The sequence below is a fragment of the Citrobacter portucalensis genome (genome assembly GCF_023374935.1).
Taxonomy (GTDB): Bacteria; Pseudomonadota; Gammaproteobacteria; order Enterobacterales; family Enterobacteriaceae; genus Citrobacter; species Citrobacter portucalensis.
Map to the genome: position 1 here is coordinate 4,417,895 of NZ_CP092466.1, position 19,618 is coordinate 4,437,512.

Genomic DNA, 19,618 nt, shown 5'->3' on the forward strand with positions numbered 1-19,618 from the left:
ATGAAATCAATGACTTCCAGTAAATCCCTGCAACAGGCAATTGCTGACATCACCATCTGGCGTAAAGGCGAACAACGCGCGCCGCACAAGCCCCTACTGCTGCTTCACGTGCTGGCGGGTTATCAGCAGGGTCACGGTCGCCTGTTTGACTACGGTTCGGAAGTTCGCGACCCGTTGCATAGCCTGCTGGAGCGATTTGGACCGCAACGCGCACAATATCGCCCGGATATGCCCTTCTGGCGCTTACAGGGCGATGGATTCTGGGAGCTCCAAAACGCCGAGCATTGCTCAATATCCGGCAGCAGCAAACAGCCCCCCGCCGGAGAACTGGTGACGCATAACGTTGCCGGAGGCTTTGATGAACAACATTTTGCCCTGCTGAAAAAGAGCAAAAACCTCATTAACACCCTGGCACAGCAAATTCTCGAGGCTCACTTCACCGAAAGCATCCAGGAAGAGATCGCGGATGAACTGGGATTTGATATCCTGCAAATCCGCAAACAGCGGGACCCGTTGTTCCGCCAGCAGGTTCTGCGTGCCTATAACTATGAATGCGCCATTTGTGGCTTCAATATGCGCCACGACAGCACTTCGGTTGCCCTGGAAGCCGCCCATATCAAATGGAAACAGCACGGCGGCCCGTGCGAGATTTCAAACGGCCTGGCGCTGTGTGCAATTCATCATAAAGCCTTTGATAAAGGTTCGATTGGGCTGGATGAGAGTATGCGGGTTCAAGTGTCGCCCGCAGTGAATGGCAGCGGTATGGTGGGCAGACTGTTCTGGGATTTCGACGGTAAATCGATAGCGCTACCGATGATGCGCGAGAATTACCCAAAAGAAGGGTTTGTGGAGTGGCACAGGAAGGAGGTGTTTAGGGGGTGAGTGCGAAGGCCGGACTCGAATTTCAAACCCAATAGACTGATATCAATATAGTTTATTAGAAGGCATAAATAGTTATACCCGCACTTGTACCCACAAGTTAAAATCCGTACAAAAAATAGACATTTCGAGTGGGTATAAAGCCATACCAGTAGAACACCGATATGGCTATCAAAGCAAGATTCAGGCAGGTAGGAAAGTTTTCTTCAGAGATATCAATTCCCATCCACTCAGAACAAAGTCAGATTTGGCTGCGAAATAAACGCTAACCCTTGCTTTACTATACTAGTTCCCATGGCAAATCTCTGCGTCTATTTACTGGTTTTAGAGTACCTTCGTTTCTCAATTGTTGAGCGGCCCAACGAATGTCATATTGCCACGTATACAACATATCGCCGGAATCCCTAAGCTCAGCCTCGTATCTGTCCCATACATACTTTGATACTTCACGTGGCCAAGCACTACCACCCCGTTCCCGAAGACACTCGATGATCCATTTTTTCATGCTTTCTCTGGTTACCATCATATACCCGGAGTTTCACTCGTTGATCGATATATCGTAATACTAACACTGAAATACTCTGGTACAAGGATGGCTTACTGTTGAACTCACAGCGAGAAGCAGTCATTACAAGTAATATAATTGATAACTACTAAGCTAATAGTTTCAATGTACTAATTTACAAAATACTATTAAAGTAATTTACTTAAGGTTTACAATCAACCAAATTACCATAAAACCGAAGATATGATTGAGTCAATTTCACTTTGCGATTCTTTAGGCGTAATAAAGTAAATCATTTCAGCTCCAGCTAAGCGAGCAACATTAAACCTATGATTTCCACCAGCAATAATCAAAGTACCATCATATGGTGTTAGTAGTGGTGGAGTAATTAGTTGTTGTTCCTTCCATCTACCTAGCACACCACATGCTTTATTTTCATTACAAACAGACCAGAAATCATTGCTATTTTTTACTATGCAGTTAAAGAAAAGGTTTTTATAAATGCTATCTGTAGCTACTTTACCTATAGCAAATCCTTTATCATAAGCCTGTGAAACGGACTCCATATTTTCACCATCTAAGGAACGGTAGAAATTTTCTGGAGTTAGATCCCATTCAATATACAATCTAGGCCACTTGCTCGCATCTAGCCCTTTATATTCGGAACCTATTCTCTCATACTTATTTTGTTGCTGCCTTTCAAAAAGGCATTCTTTTGAATATGGTGAATACATATATATTTATTTATCTCGTCAGCGTTTTATGCATTAGGTACCAGCAAATCTTTAGTATAACAGAGTAACGAAACTACGAAGAATGAATACATTTTGTTATAAGCATCCATTTTAAAACAATCACTTTCTTTACAAGAAATACCTTCATTGCATTTTTTATTCTATAAATATCAAGATTGATTAATACCTTAAAAAGTATATCAATTCGTGAGTAATATTACCACATTACATTTGAAAAACATTATTTATGCTTCTAACACATGCGATTAAATATTATCCATTGCGTAAAGGTTTTACGTCCGATTCTGACCAAATATAAGCTATACATGGGTTAATCCAATCTACAAGTAACAATAGGAAGCTCAAAAGTTAATATTACATTTATCCAAGATTCTGTCAATACCTCTGAAATAGCTATTGTAATCATCACTGATGAACTCCTTATCGCATACGGTGTAAGAATTCAATTACTTACATACCCCGCAATTTATACAATATTTATTCGGATCCGACTGTATATAGTTGGCTGGATTTGGTACTTTTAAAATATAGGAGTTAACACAACTAGATTTTCTAAAAACTTTAATACCCAAGTCAGAAATAACTCGTGACAAAAAAATAACTTTCCCAGATGCACTCAGTTCATAACTCTCTCCTGAAGTACAATCAAGTATTTGCTTTTCTTCGTTTTCCATAGAGATCGGCAAGCCAATATCAGTAAATTCCTTTTTAACTCGACTGTCTAACAAAAGATCACCAACAACGCATTGTTCAACTTCATATTTTTTCATGACCATTGCAATTTCGGTCGCCTCTAAGTCAGTTATTCCAAGTATAAACGGCTTCACCATTACATTAGTCGCGACACCTGATTCCCTTAGTAGTTTCAGGCTCCTAAGTCTATTTTCCGGCATATCTGAGTAAGGTTCAATTTCTCTAAATCTTCCAATTGAACTTATGGATGTCGAGTACAATATATGGCCAATATAGTGGTTTGCTTTAGCAATTCCATCTATAATATTCGTATGCAATTCATACCTACTCATTATTTGAATAGGATTATACAGGGATGATAATTCTTTAAGCCAATGTAAACTATGTAAACATAATTCTTTATTATATCTTGGAAACGGATCACCCCAAGCACCAATTGAAATAATTGACCCATCCCTTCCTAATTTGAAATTAGGATGAGAGTAGATATATTCTAAAACTTGAGAAATGCTAAATTCGTTTCTTACAGCCTTAGTTCCATAGCCCTTATTATAAATGTAGCAAAAACGACATTGCGCATTACAACCCAAAATGGGACTGATAAAAAAACGCCCCCTTTCATAATCAGGTTTTCTAATCATTTACATTCATCCCAAACTTTTGAAAAATAATTCGACCAGTATATATATCCTTCTCCAAGAGAAAATTCATACGATATAGTTTGCTGACTAGAAACACCCTTTAAATATGGCCCAACATAAATTCTGTCATCAACCTTAAAGTAAAAATCTAATGGAATGGAATCATAATATCTAATTTCAATATTATTTTTTCCTGAGCTTGCTTTTAAACTTAAAACCCAATCACTCAAATCTTGGATTGACTTTTTTGTTGAACCTTCCACTAAGTTCTCTCTTTGGTCAACTAAGTTTAAGATTTTAGAAGCAGGATTTAACGTAAGTATTTTTACACTAACGCCTTTATCCAATAGGCTTTTAATCTCCACTGCTTTTGTCTCGCGAAACGATTTCAAGCCGAATGCTATGATTTCGATATTTTTTTTGCATTGCAATAACGAAGCATTAGTGGATGCATTCATTTCGGCTCTGGTTTTATATATGGATTCAACGCCCCAGCGGTCAATTATTTCCGCCCGCCTTTGACTTCTTAGCATATATTCAGAAGTTAAAAACATAATAATATTACTTGCCAAAATCGAGCAAGCCACGCTAATCTGGATGTTCTTCCAGTCATTATAATTACTTGGATAAAAGAATGAAATTATAATTAGAACTATCGATACCAAAAGACTGATGGTTATTATCGTTTTAGTATTCCAGCGTTCTCTCGAACTAGCACTTATCATTGTCCCTCCCTCATGACACAACGAACTTGAACTTATTACTAACACTGATTGTCATTGTAACGCATAATGACACGTATATAAAATACATTGCTAGCTAATAAAGAGTAATACATATCCAACAACCAATATGACTGTGATGTTGGCAACACCCCATCGATTAAGGATAGCGTTACTTCGCACCATTGTACTCACAGTATGATGCAGCCTTTTAATCCCCTTTACAGTCTCCCTTGTGTAGCCCTGTAACGATAACCGCAAAAATTGAGAACGGTTCTAGCCGAAAGACTACGGAGAAGGAACTTGCCCTTTCCAGGGTTCTCCGTTCTCTGCCCACTGACTACAGGCCTCTACATCCATCAGCGCTAGCATGCCTAAGGCAACATCAGATCACTCATGATGCTGTGAGCATTATTACAGGTATTAATTGGCATAGCTTTGTCTAGTGGTTGCAACCGCCAGCAATCGAAGGGTTGTCCCTAATGCAATACTTAATGCTCATCCACACTGCTATCGAACGAAGGAAGTAACACTAGAGATCTCATCAATTTTTTGATTAGGGCTCCTATCTGACTTAGCGCGATATCGCCCCCTTCAAGATACGTACAATATGCTCTAGCAAATCAGCTTGTTGTTGTCGGTTTAAACTTCAGTTTGCATGGTATTTTTTCCGTAAAAAAGCAAACGCGCCGCCGGAATAGCAGGCGCTTAATGCCATTAGCAAACGATGAGGATAGGTCTTTGGTGGAAATCAAGAAGGCCGCTCACAATATTTACTCTACTGCATGGGCACGCTGCCTCAGGCCAGTGGCCTGTCGCACGACAGCCAAAGATATGGCGATTGTTCCGACAAGCTAAATCCTTTGCGATCGTTACGAACAAACTCATATTTTTCTACCAGAAAGTTAACGGCATTAGCGAGAGTGATACCGGGATCTATATGTTCCTGTATAACAGTTTCATCACTGAATGGCGTGTCGTTCAGTGACAGACTGTAGTGCTGACCCAGCAGGTGTTTAAGTGGCATTTGCCAGACAGCCACGGGGGACAGATATGGCTTCGCCGCCCGCACGTTTGTTGCAGTTAGAAATTTCATTTTTTCTCTCGCGAAAATACTTAACGTTGGGTGGGATAAACAGCGATGTATACGTAGCCGCAACTACCAAGGGTATCAGCTTCGCAGGTCAGTCCATTGTGATACAGGGTGACACTGTGCTGATGCCGGGGAGAGAGTTCTCCGCTGGTGAGCATCAGCTCCAGTTGCTTGAGTATCAACGGAAAGGCCTGATCCAGGTGCAGCACGTCATCGTCGTTAAAGGCACCATTAAATCCGGCCCGGTCAGCGAGAAAATGCAGGCGGTTGCCCTCCTGCACCAGACGAGCGCCAAAACAGGGTGTGTTCGTACTCTTTAGTCCCCACTGCTGGCAGGCGGGATTATCCGGCTTAGTACCGGATTCGGAGTGATTGTTCATTATTGTTCCTGATTAAAGGGAAGGATTAATTGAGAGTGACACTTCGAAGAATGACATAGGGAGTATTGCGGTCCTGACGACGTTCAGCAAATACGGCCAGAACGCCGCGTATATCTTCCACCTCGCGGCCAACATAATGGCAGATATTGCCTGACCATTTATATTTTCCCGTACTGAAGCGAAACAGCCGGGAGCCAGGATGTTGCCGGTATAGGGTCATTGCCTGGCGTTTACTGATGATTTTCATATCCAGCCTCGCTCCGCGAACGACACAATGCCCTCTGAGCCGATGACCAGATGATCGAGCGTTTTGATATCAACCAGTGCTAACGCTTCTTGGAGCCTGCCCGTAATGTTGCGGTCGCACTGGCTGGGTTCCGAATCGCCTGATGGATGATTATGCGCAAACACAACGGCCGCAGCATTAAAGCGAAGCGCTGACTTCACCACCTCACGCGGGTGGACATGGACATGGTTAACCGAACCGGCAAACAGCGTTTCGCTCTCCAGTAAACGGTGCTGATTATCCAGATAGAGCACCATAAACACTTCCCGTTCTTGCCCTGCCAGCTGTAACCGAAGCCAGTCACGGGCAGCAGTACTTGAGGTAAAGGGTATGCCGGGCTGGCGCAGATATTTATCCAGCAGGTTGATAGCGCGACGGATGGTCCGTTGGGCGTAGGGTGTTAATCCGGATGTCGCAGGAAGCAGGCAACCCTGCCGAGGCATAACCGTCAGCGGAAAGAGTTCACGCTGTGAAGACTCCGGGCATAATACGGTATTCATGTCAGGTATTCCTTAGTCGATTAGATACATAATGGCACTGCACTCTGGATGGTTTAACGCGAAGTCTCGTAAGCGATAATAGTGCTCTGTCATCGCGTCACATTCGGTACGGCAGGCATGATGGCTGTATACCATCAGACAGGCGACTATCCCTGCAGCTTCACCAGTAAGTTCCGCGCCGTTACCATTCATACTGTTGAACAATGTCCAAGTCTCGTCCTGCTCTGTCTCAGGAGCCATAAAAGCGCCGCCGTTGCTGAGCGTCGAAAAGCGCCAGATACCACCGTGATAATCGATACACAGGCGGTCCATCCAGGCAAAAATTCTGGGCTCAAGGGTTATCCATTGCGGGATGGAGCCAAAGTGCTGTGGCCAGAAGCCGATGCGTAACTCATCAGGTACCACTGAGGCAGTAATTGCTGTCTGCTCATCGAACTGAAGGTTTTGTGTATCCATTAAACTATCTCCTTATGCTGCTACCGTTGTTTAACGCCCAAAAAACTCGAGCATATTCTCTGCCATTACCCACAGGGCACGATTGAGCTTCACGTCGCCATCAATACCGGTAACGGCACGGGTGCGACTGCTTTTCCCCTGTGCGGTTCGTCCTGACAATCCCCCTTTCATCAGGTTCTCCTGTACGCGCTGGTAGACGGTCCACAGGTCATCGCTGCAATCCTCCCGGCGACGTGAGGTCAGCAACTGCGATACCGTGACCGGCTGGTGGTCCTCACCAAAGCGATATTTCAGCGCGGCATTCGCCAGAGCGTGCTGTGCTGGTGGCGGAAGTAACAGTGACGCCATGGCATCACGTTTCTCATCCACCCGGTCAAAGACCCCGAGCACTTCGTAAGCCCCTTCAATCACCCTCTCGACGACATTGCCTTTATGCGGTACCCGCACCTCTCCGAATGACTGACCGCAGACCAGACCGTTAGTACAGACGCCACGAAACAGCCCAGGCAGCATCTGGTAGCTTGATGAGCCGTCATGGCTGTTGAGTAAAATGATTTCCGGTACCTGATGACCGTTTAGCTGCCCGGCGCGACGCAGGCGAAGCATGTGTTTGGTGTGCTCCCGCTTGCTCTGGTCCCGAACCTTTGTCTGGCAGGCAAAGAACGGCTGAAAACCCTCGCGCTGCAGGCTTTCGAGGATGGTGATGGTCGGAATGTAGGTGTAACGGTCTGAACGCGATTCATGTTTGTCACTCCCGAATACACTGGGAACATGACTCATCAGCTCTTCATGGGTCAGAGGACGGTCACGGCGTATCTGGTTTATACGGCCAAAGCGGCTGGCTAATCTCATGAGTAATTCCTTTAAAAGAGGCAAAAGAAAACGCCCTGCTCGTTTGAGCAGGGCGTTCAGATAGAAAAGAAAGGTGGAAAAGCGCGCGGTGTCAGCTGTCAAAATCAAACTGCCATGCGCCTTCGCTTGTCTGGACCACCACTTCCAGTACATTACAGGGAACCATCAGCCCCTTGCCGGTAAATTCATGGGATACAGCACCGCCAAATCCCAGACGTACCGGTTTCCACGGGCTGGCGAATTCTGCATCCTGGCAGTTTCCCTTGTTGACAATGAGTTGTTTAATCACAACCGAATCGACTGTTGATGTAATCCGAATCGATGAGTAGTGGCTGTAGCTTCCGGGACTAACACTGACGCTGACCGGTGAAGAAGCGGCCAGCGAAGAAAATGACAGCAGACAAAGTGCTGCGACTGTGATGATTTTCTTCATTAAATTTCCTTTAACCTGTAAGAGTGAGGCAGAATTACAGTGCAAATCCGGGCACGCAGCCGTTGTCACCGAACGCAGGAAGAACTGCAGCAGCCCCCGCTAAAGTGAAAGTGACAGGTTTTACCCCGCTACCTGAAACCACGACACGTTTGCCGGTGCGTAATTTGTTCCATGCCCACATCACATTGTCAGATCCCACATGAGACTCGCTTTCGCTGATATTCACTTCTTCAGCATTATCAATTCTCATGGCAAGTGTCTGGCCGCTGTCCATCCTGACCTGATGGCCGTTCACATCAGTGAAGATAATGGTCGCTGGCTGTGAGCCGGAACTATCGCAGGCCAGATAAAGTTGTGATTGCCCTTTACCGAGGATGGTGTATTCAGACGTTCCCTGCGCATAGCCACTTAACCAGCTATCACGGTTGCCAAACGCATGCGAGACAGAAGGCGTCAGCACTGAAGCCAGTAAAAATGAAATAATCAGTTTATTTTTCATTGGAGTGTCCTGTCAGAAGCCAGCCATATTGCCCAGGGTGGTGATAATGAACAGCAGGCAGGCCATAAAGATAATGAGGGTGATGTACCAGCGGGTGAACTTACCGAACAGACGCAGAAATGTTTTCATGTGCGATCCTTTGCAATAAGCCAGTACAGCAGCCCCGCCAGTATCGGGTCGATTATCAGACCGAGAATGAACTAGCCCTAGAACGAGCGTCCGTTAGCGGAAGCCACGATACCCAGCAACAGGGCCAGACCGCCCCATAACAGAATTAACGGCATATACTTTCCTTAATGCGTGACAACCCCTGCGATACATCGCATTGATTTTGATGGTTAAAATTAACAAACAACATAATACCCTATGGATTATGTGGCTACCGGATTAATCATGTACAACGATGAATATCGATCGGCTCGATCGACAAAATCGATCGTAATGAAACAAGAAAACTTATCGAAACCGATAAGGCCATTCACCGAAAGCGAAGTGTCTAACCGAAGAAAAATCCCCACAGGGAGCGTGCCGCACGGGCGACAGTATGTGTTACAGCCTGCAGCGCACTGCGAGCCACCTGCGGCAACGGAGCCAGGTCAATAATCTTATCGATAACGTCCACCACGGTATCACCAAAGCTGCTGCTTGCGCTGCTGATGACGCTGGTGGTGCGATACCCGTTCTGCAAGTGGGGAACCAGCGGGCTGCGGGCCTGCTTTGGCAGGCGGGTAATCATCGCTTCCACCAGACGTGACAGGCGATAACGCCCCCGCACCGAGACCGGCAGAATATCCTGCTCAGCAATCCCTAACTGACGAGCCCCAGCCTGCTGCTTCTGTACAATACGCTCAGCCTGTAACGCCGAGGGCTGAGCCGATAACCAGTTCCACTGCTCCGCCGGTTCGGTTTTGTCCACCTGATTGAGCACCCATAACACCGGCGGCTGCGGCCCGCTGTACTGCACGAACACGTCCCGATAAAACTGCTCTTCTACCGCATAAGCCCGGTCATCGGCCTTGAGCACCCACAGCACCATATCGAGTTGCGGCATGAGGTCCCGGTACAGCTCACGATATTCACCGTCACGGGTAAAACTTTCACCCACGCCGGGTAAATCAACGAGCGTCAGGAAGTGATTACCGAAACGTAGCCGTACGCGCTGTGGCTGGCGGGTACAGGCCTCCACTGCATTGACTGCACAGACTTCACTGCGGAACAGCGCGTTACACAGCGAGGATTTACCGACACCAGTTTTACCCATGATGCCAATCACCGGTTCATAAGTGACCAGACGGTTAAGTTCCTGGATTAGATGCTGGCGCAGCGCGTGCGGATAACGCCGCAGATGGCGGCGGATAAGGGCATAGCCTGAGGGATGTTTCATATCGGCCTCTAAATGTAAAAAAACCATCCGGAGTGGATGGTCTGTTGAAGAGAAAGGTAAAGGTATTCAGTAAGATGATATATAACTGACTAAATTTTAGATCTCAGCTCTGACGAGCGGTTTAAGCGAACACTGGATGAAGGCTAATGAAATAGTTATGTGGGTCTGCTTTGTGCCAAGAGCGGAAGTTAACTACGGATAAAATTCAGCGCCTCACCCCCAGAGCCGCTGCATAATGGCAATAAACTACACTTGTTCATTATTTCCAAAACAGGAAAGCCTTCCGCTGCTTCAACGGTGTGTGTTTGACATCGCGCAGTTGGGACATTTTGATCAACAACGAGCATGGCCAGCTAACGATGAAATTGATACTTGTTCGACACGCAGAAACAGAGTGGAATTTGGAAGGAATTATTCAGGGGCACAGCGATAGCCCCTTGACCTGTCGGGGTTTGCGTGAAACATCCGTCCTACTAGCAGCGTTTAGTGCAAGTGAGTATCAAATAGAGCGTGTTTACGCTTCTCCGCTTGGGCGTGCCTGGCAAATGGGGCAAAGCCTGGCTGAACACTTTCATTGTTCACTGACGGCTGAACCGGCCCTTAAAGAGCAGGCCTTTGGTCAGTTTGAAGGTATGCCGTTAGAACTACTCAGACAAAAACATCCAAACTATGCAAATGAGTTATTCAGGCTTGATGCAGAGTATTGTCCACCTGGGGGGGAGTCACTGGCGCATGCTTCTCAGCGAGTTATGCGTTTTTTACAAAACCTGGAAGATACCTCATCACATCAACAAACAATATGTATTGTGTCTCACGGGCATGTCAGTCAGGGCACTCTGGCAATTCTTAAAGAAGGGACTGTCAATAGTTTCCCTCGCTATGCTCACCCCAATGCAAGTTATTCTGTTATCGACCTGATTAATGGAAAATGTATCGGCCTAAAGTGGGGGATTGCTACACATTTACGTCACCTGAATTAGTGGCTACCTTTCAAGCATTGAAAACCCATCCTGCCAGAGTCATCATTATTTAAGCACAATGTCCGCTTTTCGCTGTGAGTTCAACTGATGGACGCAACACACTTATTGAACCGTTCTGCGGGTGATTCATAGTCTAGCGTTTTTCTCGGCCTTTCGTTGAGCTGTCTGGCAACACTGTTAAGTCTTTGCTGGCTGTGAACCGATAAGTCAGTTCCTTTTGGAAAATATTGTCTGAGCAATCTGTTCGTATTTTCATTTGAGCCACGTTGCCAGGGAGATTGAGGATCACAAAAATAAATCTGAATGTCTGTCGCTACAGTAAATCGTGTGTGACTGGTCATTTCAGCGCCACGATCCCAGGTTAATGTTTTATAAAGCTCAGCAGGTAATTCCCGGGCTTGTCTGATGAGTGCAGATATAACCGTTATGGTCTTGTTGTCTCTGATCTTCGCCAGCATAACAAAACGGGAATGACGTTCTACGAGGGTGATGATATAGGAGTTTTTCGAGCCCTGAATCAAGTCACCTTCCCAGTGACCTGGAATGGCTCTGTCAGCGGCCTCTGGTGGCCTTTCGCTGATAGGTATCGTGTTCGGGATTGATCCTAATCCTTTCCCTTTAAGCGATGACGTCCTGGATCTACGCACTGCTCTTCCGCTTCTGAGGCATTGCTGCAGCTCTTTTTTTAATGCTCCCCGGGTTTGTATAAAAAGCGTTTTATAAATCGTTTCGTGTGACACATGCATTTCCTGATTATCCGGATAACAGCGTTTCAGCCAACCGGCGATCTGTTCCGGCGACCAGTCCTGATGCATCTTCTCTGCAATGATTTTACACAATGCGGGGCTTTCAATTAGCTTGCAAGGTTTTGGTCTCAGTGCATTTTCCCACGCAGTAGCATCGGCTTTTGCTGCACGGTATTGTTTTGCACCACCGTGCCTCCTGACCTCACGGCTAATCGTTGAGGGCGCTCTTGATAATTTGGCGGCGATGTCCCTGATACTGAGTTTTGCTACCAGCCCTCTGGATATCTCCTCTCTTTCATCAAGCGAAAGCGCTAATCGGTGCCGTTTTCGCACGGGAGGACGGTAGCCGCCTGTCTGGTGGATAGTGGGCATAATGGAAGAATGAAATCTGTCGAACATTCTGGCGATATCATGCAGGGAATCACCTTGCTTATACCTGTCCCAGATAATCGCTTTCTGTTCTGGCGTGTAGTAAATGCGCGTTCTTCGTTTCATGGCAACGTCCCCCTTGATTAAGGATAGCGTTGCAGCGACCCGTTGAACTCACAGCTCATAGCAGACGTTGATCTATCCAGTAACATGACTGGAATGATACCTGGTGGCTGTTTGAGTTTGCCACTATGTACCGCATTTGCCTGAGAAACCATAGCCACTGGTTCATTTTCTGACGTCGATCAGCTACCACTCAAAGTAATGTTACGGCTTCTCCTCTTTTAAAATCCCGTAGACATGCTCCTCAAAGTTTGAAGGCAGGTCATCATTAAATTCGTCGAACAGGTAAGGCAACTCGGGAGAGCCCTCTTTATCATAGAGATCATTTCCGGGTATAGCTGAAGTTTCAGTGACAGGTAATGCTGTTTTGGATTTCTTCTTCAGGTCTTCTTTTTTGGCTTTTCTGCGTTTCTTCTCGGCTGCGTTGATGTAGGTAAAATCGTCAGAACATGTCAGGGTTCGAGCACCTGGAATAACATTATAGATTTGGGCCTGAAGGCGAAAGAACGCCAGATAATCTTTGCGGTTGTTTTCGAATTTCCTTTCTTCAGATAAAACCAAGGAGATCGGGTCTGAAAATTGACCAACATCGGTTACTCGGTCTGGCCTGCGAATAAATAGCCCACTGTCTTCTGGAACATGTGGCCGGGATGCATCCTTAAAGCAATAGTACCCAACCTGCTCACCAGATTTGTTTTCTTTCTTACCCGATTGCACCCATTTCCTGTAAATGTCTAATGAGACTAAGCTGTCGATCCGACTGTCTGGATTCTTTTTGAAAAAAAAATTCACCAGATAGAAAGGCTCAAATCTCGCATTTATCAGTATCACTCGCGAGTAACCGCAGGCGGCTTTATAAAGCGGATCCGCAATTATCCTTTTCCTCATCAAGGTAAAGCGTCGTTCAAGTTCAGCGAGTTGTAGTCTGAAACGAGAGTCATCTTTTTTAATCCGTATGTTCTGCATCTTCTCCCCTTTATCAAGAGGTAAATAAAAACACAGAGTTAACATTTCAATCTGACGTTGCTTTCTTACAACCTTCCGATAGTTCTCGCTGAGATAAGTTAATGCCTTCTCTTTATCAGAGATCGCTTTTACAAGCGTATCCTTCCACTTTTTCTCTAACTGTACGCTGTGGATTGGCTGAGAATCACGAAACTTCGTCTTCGGTCTTCTAAACTCTTGCCCATCGCTGGTCGCCTGGTTCAGATAAAGTTTGTCCAGCATATCGAACATTCTGAAGCTAGCTTGGGACTTTTCATCCTTATCTGGCCTTTCATCCTCCTCCAGGCGCTCGAATCCAACAAAGAAATATTGATGGCTGATTTCCCCCCACCTTTGGTTAGGACTCTCATAGGCCAGGTCTTCCCGGCGTAAGTCAAACACTCTAAAGTCATCCTTCAGGCCTGCCATCCCTCGCTCCTCCCAACTCGCTGCAACATTGAAATTGTCACTCGTCCGAACACACAATTTTCATACTTCAACTGTACGAATTTTGACGTTTATCATGTTTGTTTTTTAGTATGAAACCACTCGATTTTAATACAATTAATCGTCATTTTTTATGATATATATCGTCGTTTTTTAATTCTTTATCTCACTTACAGAAGCCGTTACCACTGGGTTTATTGCTATAAATGCTTTGTATACAGCCTACTCCGTCTATTTTTGACCTATTTGTTACAGCAATATAGCGGAAAGTGGCTTAAATACGGCTCCTTTATGCCGCTGAGTTAGGTCCTGGGGGAGAGCCTTGAGATGGTAAGATTTTTAAAAATCATCTGGTCAAGACTGGCGAAGATGCCAACAAGGTTAACGCCATGAGATGAGCAAATGTTCCTGCCTTAAAGCGCATGAATCACGGGGCAGAAATCATTTAATTAAGGAATAAAATGATATTTTATAGAGAAGCACTTTCGTAACCCTCCACTTCCCAGAAGCGATGCCCGAGCACGGCAATCATCAGAGTAGCGCAGTACATTACGCCCCCTCATCTCATTTCAAAACTGACGCCCATGTCCATTCCCATGACGATTACACTCACATGGAGAATCAGACATGAGCTACCACGACACGACCGATATCAATCTCAGTTACGTTCAGCACACAGCCCTGAACCGAAAGCTACGACGACATCAGGACCAATTATTTGAGCGTTATTCCAAGCTGCTGATGCTACGGGTGGACTTCTCTTACCTTCAGTACAGCGATTCGCATAGTGAGGGAGATATTCATTCAACAGTGGCCGATATCACGTTACTGATTCAACGCAGTAGTGATATCAACGGGCTGGTGGGTTACGCATGGGTGCTGGAACAAACTGAACAGCATGGTTACCACATCCACGCCGCGTTTTACCTCAACGGTCAGAAGCATCGCCAGGTCTGGACTGTCTTTGAAGCACTCAGGGATACCTGGAAGAATGTGACGTGGGGAGAAGGGCATACACACCGTTGTGAACCTAAAGAGCATTACCGCGTGCGAGGAGAATGGGTGACCTCTTATGACGATGCCTGTGGCCGCAGAGGTATGCGGTACATCCTGAGCTATCTCAGCAAGCAGGCACAGAAAAGCCTGGGGGTTATCTGCCAGTTAAGCGAAATACCTACAACGCCTGTGGCAGGAAGACGACGGAAGGCCCGTTGAGCCCACCCGGTAAAATAATACGCCAGTGCGTCATCGTTTGAAGAAGTCTGCAGTATTCGAATCCCTGACTTCTTCTCCCTTACCACCAACGGAGAAAAACGATGACCACACCTGTCAGCCTTCTTAACGACAAATTTGTCGATATGGCGTTTATCACAAAACTTACCGGCTTAACCGACAAATGGTTCTACAAGCTCATTAAAGACGGTGAATTCCCAAAGCCAATTAAGCTGGGCAGAAGCTCCCGCTGGCTTGAAAGCGAAGTGGAAGCCTGGCTACAGCAACGCATAGCACAGTCCCGTCAGTAATCTGTCGAACGCAATCACATCTCCCACCAGATTTAACGCCACCAGTCGTATGACCTGCACTGATGCCCTCCCCGGGACGGTTCACTGCTGCCTGTCGTATGGCAAAGGACCAATACTATGACGATTTACGCAAAATCTTTTATCGCGCTTGACGGCAATCAGCGCCTCACGGGTGCGGTCACTGCACAGCTTCACCCTTACGACCGCTATACCTGCCACCTCTGCGGCAGTGCGCTGGTATTCCACCCTGAATGGGGTACTAACCGCCCGTGGTTTGAGCACACATGGGAAGACCTGACCGAGAACGGTCGTCACCATTGCCCGTACGTACGCCCTGAGCCGAAAGAAGCGCGGCGGATACGCATGCTGCGCCGTTACGTCCCGGATGTCCTCCCGGTAGTGCGCAAGGCCGACTGGCACTGTTCGGAGTGCGACAGTGATTACCACGGCGAACGGTACTGCATGAATTGCCGTACTGGCGACCATAGTACCGAAATCATCCGCAGCGAGGTGGCATGATATGCGTACCACAGCGAGTCGCGTTTATCCACGCGGAATGGTTTACGTGCGCCAGTGTATCTGCACAGGAGTACGGTCATGATGCAGTTCAAACCGGTTGAACACGCCATCACTGAAGATGGTGAATGGGTGACGCCTGAAGAGCTTTCCCTTAATTATCGTGGAAGACTACTTTGCGATTCCTGTCATGCCGAGGTTGTTATCGAGGAAGACAGGTCAGGCAATGAGATTTTTGTTCACTCCCGACATAATCGAAGTGAACGGGTTAAAAACCAAAACTGCCGGTACGCAATCAGTCCATCAAAGCCTCCAGCAAAGACTGGAATTGGTCGCAGGGGAAACCAACCGCCAGCAGGTTACGCAGCCTTACGAGGCCCCCTGAATACCCGAATTGGGTCTTGGCGATGTACCCGGTGTGAACACACCTACTACGGCAGCAAGAAATGTCCCCGCTGCGGCGATTGGGTATATTCAATAACGCGATAGTCATATGCCAGAGGCCCTGCAAGTTGAGAGGGCCTTACTGCCTTTCGCTGAGGGCGGAGGATCAAAGTCTGGTTACTTAAGCAACTCGGCTTTTCTCACAAGTAACCAGAACATTCCACCAGTTTGAATATCCACAGGAAAGAAGCCGTAAAATTCCAATAACCGCAACAAATTCGTTTTAGAAATACAGACCGAAGCTGTGTTGACCAAAGGGTGAAAACCCAGTGGCTGACTCGGGGATACAGAAGGATCAATAACTATGCGAATATCTCTCACCTTGTTATGTGGAATAGCAAAAGGTGTTACCCCGCCAGGTTCAACACCTAACGTTTCCAATAACTCGTCTGATGAAGCGAAAGACAGGCGTGATTCTTTAAGCTGGAGTGCTAGCCCACGAAGATCAGCTTTTTTATTGCCATCAAGGATATACAGGTAAAAATGTTTCCCAGAACTATTTTTCAGTAACAGGTTCTTCAGCAGTTGTGCCGGAAAATCTGCTGCAAAAGTCGCATGGTCAGCGACCGTCTTCACTTCCGGGTGTGATATGTACCGAAAAGATATATCCAGCTCATTAAGCAATTTCAGAACCGCATGCTCATCCATATTTCTCCCTAAGTATCATAACTACTTTAAGCTTATGTAAGAGGCAATGTAATTCACCTGAAGCTCATCTGGAGTCTTTCCTTCTGTTAAGACATTACCATACTGGCGCAACTGACCTCATGATGAGTTTATTTCTTTTAACGATGTGTCAGAACTATCCTGCGCTGGGCGAACAGCATTTCCGCAGATAGCTGAAACTTATATTCTGCGATCTTCAGCTTTCGCTGATTTAAGCATTTTCATCGTGATACCACTTATTTGTCCAGACTCAACTCATCTCTTGATTTCGCCGATGCTCAACATTATTTCGCTGCAACCTAGTTTTGTCATAGGAAAAATTATGAGTTTAATCAATCCTGGTGATGTTTCTTCCTGAATGCAACGAACGGACCTCCGGACACAAAATCGCCAAAAAAGAGTTGACCTTGCCATTCAGAACCAGTTTACTAGTACAAGAGTTCACTTTAAACAGGTATCGGACAATGACATTCTCAATGATGACTCTGCATGGCTGGTGGCGCACTTCCCGTTAGCGGGCAGTATCGTCACGTATGCAGTTTGCACACCGATACCCTGTCCGCCATGAGCGGGCTTTTTTTTGCCCAAATTTTTCATACGCGAAAAGTCCATCGCGTAAACGCAGCCAGGAAGCACTGCGTAGTCACTGATTTTACTTCATGTGCAGAGTCCAGACCGCAGCACCCGGCTCGGTTTCTAGGCACTGCGCAAACATTAAGGAGCAATAATGAGCACCATACTTAACCCACGCTTCGGCGAATATGGCGGAATGTACGTCCCGCAAATCCTCATGCCCGCCTTGCTTCAACTGGAAGAGGCCTTTGTTAACGCACAGAAAAATCCGGCCTTTCAGGCCGAATTTACCGGACTGCTGAAAAACTACGCCGGGCGTCCTACAGCGTTGACCCTGTGCCGCAACCTCACCAGAGGAACCCGCACCACGTTATATCTCAAACGTGAAGATCTGCTGCACGGCGGTGCACACAAAACCAATCAGGTACTGGGCCAGGCGCTGCTGGCAAAGCGCATGGGGAAAACTGAAATCATTGCCGAAACGGGGGCCGGACAGCACGGCGTCGCCTCGGCGCTCGCCAGCGCACTGCTTGGCCTGAAATGCCGCATTTATATGGGGGCAAAGGATATAGAGCGCCAGTCGCCGAACGTTTTTCGTATGCGTCTGATGGGGGCTGAAGTGATCCCGGTACACAGCGGTTCTGCCACCCTGAAAGATGCCTCGAACGAGGCGCTTCGCGACTGGTCCGGGAGTTATGAAACGGCGCATTTTATGCTCGGTACAGCGGCCGGACCACATCCGTTCCCGACCATCGTGCGTGAGTTTCAGCGCATGATCGGCGAGGAGACAAAAGTACAGATTCTGGAAAAAGAAGGACGCCTGCCGGATGCGGTGATCGCCTGCGTGGGTGGTGGATCCAACGCTATCGGCATGTTTGCCGACTTTATTGATGAGGCAGATGTAAGCCTTATCGGCGTTGAACCGGCGGGTCACGGAATTGAAACCGGCGAGCACGGTGCCCCGCTGAAACACGGTCGTGTGGGGATCTACTTTGGCATGAAATCACCAATGATGCAGACCGATGAGGGACAAATCATTGAATCCTGTTCCATTTCTGCCGGTCTGGATTTCCCTTCCGTCGGACCACAGCATGCGTACCTGAACAGTACGGGGCGAGCAAACTACGTCTCCATTACCGACGATGAGGCACTGGATGCCTTCAAAACCCTGAGCCGGAAAGAAGGCATTATTCCCGCCCTGGAGTCCTCTCATGCGCTGGCTCACGCCCTGAGAATGATGCGTGATAATCCTGACAAAGAGCAGTTGCTGGTGGTTAACCTCTCCGGTCGGGGAGACAAGGATATTTTTACCGTAAACGATATTCTGCACGCACGAGGAGAAATGTGATGGAACGCTATAACAACCTGTTCGCAGAGCTGGAAAACCGTGGAGAAGGTGCGTTTGTTCCTTTCGTGATGTTAGGTGATCCCAATCCGTTACAGTCACTCAGGATTATTGACGTTCTGATTGAATCGGGGGCTGACGCGCTGGAACTCGGGATCCCTTTCTCCGATCCGCTGGCGGATGGCCCAACCATTCAGAACGCCGCACTGCGGGCTTTCGCTGCGGATGTCACGCCGACGACCTGTTTTGAGATGTTAGCCACTATTCGCCATAAGCATCCCAACATCCCCATTGGTTTATTGGTTTACGCCAATCTGGTTTTTAACCGGGGTATTGATGAGTTTTATGCCAGGTGTGAGCGTGCCGGAGTCGATTCGGTTCTGGTGGCAGATGTACCGTTCGAGGAGTCAACGCCGTTTCGCAAGGCAGCGGCAAACCATCACATCGCGCCAATTTTTATCTGCCCGCCGAACGCCAACGATGAACTGATACATCAGATAGCAACTTACGGGTGCGGATACACCTACCTGCTTTCTCGCGCCGGGGTAACGGGTACGGAACGGCAGGCGACAGGGTCATTACATCATCTGGTGAAAAAACTGGAGGAGTATCAGGCACCACCAGCGGTGCAAGGGTTTGGGATCTCCACACCCCAGCAGGTTTCTGACGCTATCCATGCGGGCGCGGCTGGCGCAATATCCGGCTCCGCCATCGTCAACATCATCGAGAAATATGCGGCGAATGAAGATGTGATGCTGGCAGAACTGAAGGCATTTGTGGTGAGTATGAAAACCGCAACCCGTCGGATATAGTCAGGTAAGCCG

Annotated in this window: 23 protein-coding genes and 1 other annotated feature; of the genes, 8 read left to right on the forward strand and 15 right to left on the reverse strand. The window is 47.1% G+C overall.

Features of this window, described 5'->3' with window-relative positions:
• Window positions 1–9: 9 nt before the first annotated feature.
• Complete coding sequence (locus tag LY264_RS21390) at window positions 10–882, forward strand: phosphorothioated DNA-binding restriction endonuclease (protein WP_081365280.1); 873 nt, start codon at window positions 10–12, stop codon at window positions 880–882.
• Window positions 883–1,608: 726 nt separating this feature from the next.
• Here LY264_RS21390 and LY264_RS21395 read toward each other — a convergent pair.
• The 12 genes from LY264_RS21395 to LY264_RS21450 all read right to left on the reverse strand — a co-directional run bounded on the left by LY264_RS21395 (window position 1,609) and on the right by LY264_RS21450 (window position 10,078).
• Entirely contained in the window at window positions 1,609–2,118 is a 510-nt protein-coding gene (locus tag LY264_RS21395; RefSeq protein WP_131820863.1) for a hypothetical protein, read from the reverse strand.
• Window positions 2,119–2,585: 467 nt separating this feature from the next.
• Window positions 2,586–3,473 carry a radical SAM family protein gene (locus LY264_RS21400; RefSeq protein WP_131820862.1) on the reverse strand — a complete coding sequence of 296 codons (888 nt, stop codon included), beginning with the start codon at window positions 3,471–3,473 and terminating at the stop codon, window positions 2,586–2,588.
• Window positions 3,470–4,198 carry a hypothetical protein gene (locus LY264_RS21405; protein WP_071692298.1) on the reverse strand — a complete coding sequence of 243 codons (729 nt, stop codon included), beginning with the start codon at window positions 4,196–4,198 and terminating at the stop codon, window positions 3,470–3,472. Before LY264_RS21405 ends, LY264_RS21400 begins: the two co-directional genes overlap by 4 nt.
• Window positions 4,199–4,994: 796 nt before the next feature.
• Window positions 4,995–5,291 carry a TA system toxin CbtA family protein gene (locus LY264_RS21410; protein ID WP_071692297.1) on the reverse strand — a complete coding sequence of 99 codons (297 nt, stop codon included), beginning with the start codon at window positions 5,289–5,291 and terminating at the stop codon, window positions 4,995–4,997.
• A 20-nt stretch (window positions 5,292–5,311) separates the two neighbouring features.
• Entirely contained in the window at window positions 5,312–5,668 is a 357-nt protein-coding gene (locus LY264_RS21415) for a type IV toxin-antitoxin system YeeU family antitoxin (protein ID WP_071692296.1), read from the reverse strand.
• Between the two features lie 25 nt (window positions 5,669–5,693).
• Window positions 5,694–5,915, reverse strand: coding sequence for a DUF987 family protein (locus LY264_RS21420; RefSeq protein WP_071692295.1), 222 nt, complete (start codon window positions 5,913–5,915; stop codon window positions 5,694–5,696).
• The gene (gene radC / locus LY264_RS21425; RefSeq protein WP_071692294.1) at window positions 5,912–6,454 is read right to left on the reverse strand and encodes a RadC family protein; all 543 of its coding nucleotides are present in this window, start codon (window positions 6,452–6,454) and stop codon (window positions 5,912–5,914) included. Before radC ends, LY264_RS21420 begins: the two co-directional genes overlap by 4 nt.
• A gap of 12 nt (window positions 6,455–6,466) precedes the next feature.
• Window positions 6,467–6,910 (reverse strand): antirestriction protein, encoded by a 444-nt coding sequence (locus tag LY264_RS21430; RefSeq protein WP_071692293.1) that lies wholly within the window; start codon window positions 6,908–6,910, stop codon window positions 6,467–6,469.
• A gap of 30 nt (window positions 6,911–6,940) precedes the next feature.
• A complete protein-coding gene (locus LY264_RS21435) occupies window positions 6,941–7,762 on the reverse strand; it encodes a DUF932 domain-containing protein (protein ID WP_071692292.1) in 822 nt (273 codons plus the stop codon).
• A gap of 91 nt (window positions 7,763–7,853) precedes the next feature.
• Window positions 7,854–8,195: a hypothetical protein gene (locus LY264_RS21440; protein WP_071692291.1), complete on the reverse strand. Its 342-nt coding sequence runs from the start codon at window positions 8,193–8,195 to the stop codon at window positions 7,854–7,856.
• Window positions 8,196–8,229: 34 nt separating this feature from the next.
• Entirely contained in the window at window positions 8,230–8,694 is a 465-nt protein-coding gene (locus LY264_RS21445; RefSeq protein ID WP_071692290.1) for a hypothetical protein, read from the reverse strand.
• A 496-nt stretch (window positions 8,695–9,190) separates the two neighbouring features.
• Window positions 9,191–10,078 (reverse strand): GTPase family protein, encoded by an 888-nt coding sequence (locus LY264_RS21450; RefSeq protein ID WP_071692289.1) that lies wholly within the window; start codon window positions 10,076–10,078, stop codon window positions 9,191–9,193.
• 359 nt (window positions 10,079–10,437) lie between these two features.
• Between LY264_RS21450 and LY264_RS21455 the strand changes: the two genes are divergently transcribed.
• On the forward strand, window positions 10,438–11,058 hold the full coding sequence (locus LY264_RS21455) for a histidine phosphatase family protein (RefSeq protein ID WP_015697053.1): 621 nt from the start codon (window positions 10,438–10,440) through the stop codon (window positions 11,056–11,058).
• An 80-nt stretch (window positions 11,059–11,138) separates the two neighbouring features.
• Here LY264_RS21455 and LY264_RS21460 read toward each other — a convergent pair whose 3' ends face one another.
• Both LY264_RS21460 and LY264_RS21465 read right to left on the reverse strand, forming a co-directional pair.
• Entirely contained in the window at window positions 11,139–12,299 is a 1,161-nt protein-coding gene (locus LY264_RS21460; RefSeq protein WP_023063357.1) for an IS30-like element ISCfr4 family transposase, read from the reverse strand.
• A gap of 201 nt (window positions 12,300–12,500) precedes the next feature.
• On the reverse strand, window positions 12,501–13,709 hold the full coding sequence (locus LY264_RS21465; protein ID WP_071692288.1) for a hypothetical protein: 1,209 nt from the start codon (window positions 13,707–13,709) through the stop codon (window positions 12,501–12,503).
• Window positions 13,710–14,354: 645 nt separating this feature from the next.
• Between LY264_RS21465 and LY264_RS21470 the strand changes: the two genes are divergently transcribed.
• From LY264_RS21470 to LY264_RS26015, 4 genes are all read left to right on the forward strand, one after another.
• Window positions 14,355–14,942 carry a YagK/YfjJ domain-containing protein gene (locus LY264_RS21470; protein ID WP_071692287.1) on the forward strand — a complete coding sequence of 196 codons (588 nt, stop codon included), beginning with the start codon at window positions 14,355–14,357 and terminating at the stop codon, window positions 14,940–14,942.
• Between the two features lie 101 nt (window positions 14,943–15,043).
• Complete coding sequence (locus LY264_RS21475; protein WP_071692286.1) at window positions 15,044–15,250, forward strand: helix-turn-helix transcriptional regulator; 207 nt, start codon at window positions 15,044–15,046, stop codon at window positions 15,248–15,250.
• Window positions 15,251–15,367: 117 nt separating this feature from the next.
• Window positions 15,368–15,769, forward strand: a complete 402-nt coding sequence (locus LY264_RS21480; RefSeq protein ID WP_071692285.1) for a putative zinc ribbon protein — start codon at window positions 15,368–15,370, stop codon at window positions 15,767–15,769.
• 81 nt (window positions 15,770–15,850) lie between these two features.
• Window positions 15,851–16,255 (forward strand): putative zinc ribbon protein, encoded by a 405-nt coding sequence (locus LY264_RS26015; protein ID WP_374043540.1) that lies wholly within the window; start codon window positions 15,851–15,853, stop codon window positions 16,253–16,255.
• 72 nt (window positions 16,256–16,327) lie between these two features.
• On the opposite strand, the gene LY264_RS21485 is transcribed toward LY264_RS26015, so the two are convergent.
• On the reverse strand, window positions 16,328–16,858 hold the full coding sequence (locus LY264_RS21485) for a YbaK/EbsC family protein (protein WP_071692284.1): 531 nt from the start codon (window positions 16,856–16,858) through the stop codon (window positions 16,328–16,330).
• Between the two features lie 506 nt (window positions 16,859–17,364).
• Window positions 17,365–17,458, forward strand: a sequence feature (Trp leader region).
• A gap of 145 nt (window positions 17,459–17,603) precedes the next feature.
• Between LY264_RS21485 and trpB the strand changes: the two genes are divergently transcribed.
• Both trpB and trpA read left to right on the forward strand, forming a co-directional pair.
• A complete protein-coding gene (gene trpB / locus LY264_RS21490) occupies window positions 17,604–18,797 on the forward strand; it encodes a tryptophan synthase subunit beta (protein WP_071692283.1) in 1,194 nt (397 codons plus the stop codon).
• On the forward strand, window positions 18,797–19,606 hold the full coding sequence (gene trpA, locus LY264_RS21495; RefSeq protein ID WP_071692282.1) for a tryptophan synthase subunit alpha: 810 nt from the start codon (window positions 18,797–18,799) through the stop codon (window positions 19,604–19,606). The genes trpB and trpA overlap by 1 nt, the downstream gene beginning before the upstream one ends.
• Window positions 19,607–19,618: the final 12 nt, after the last annotated feature.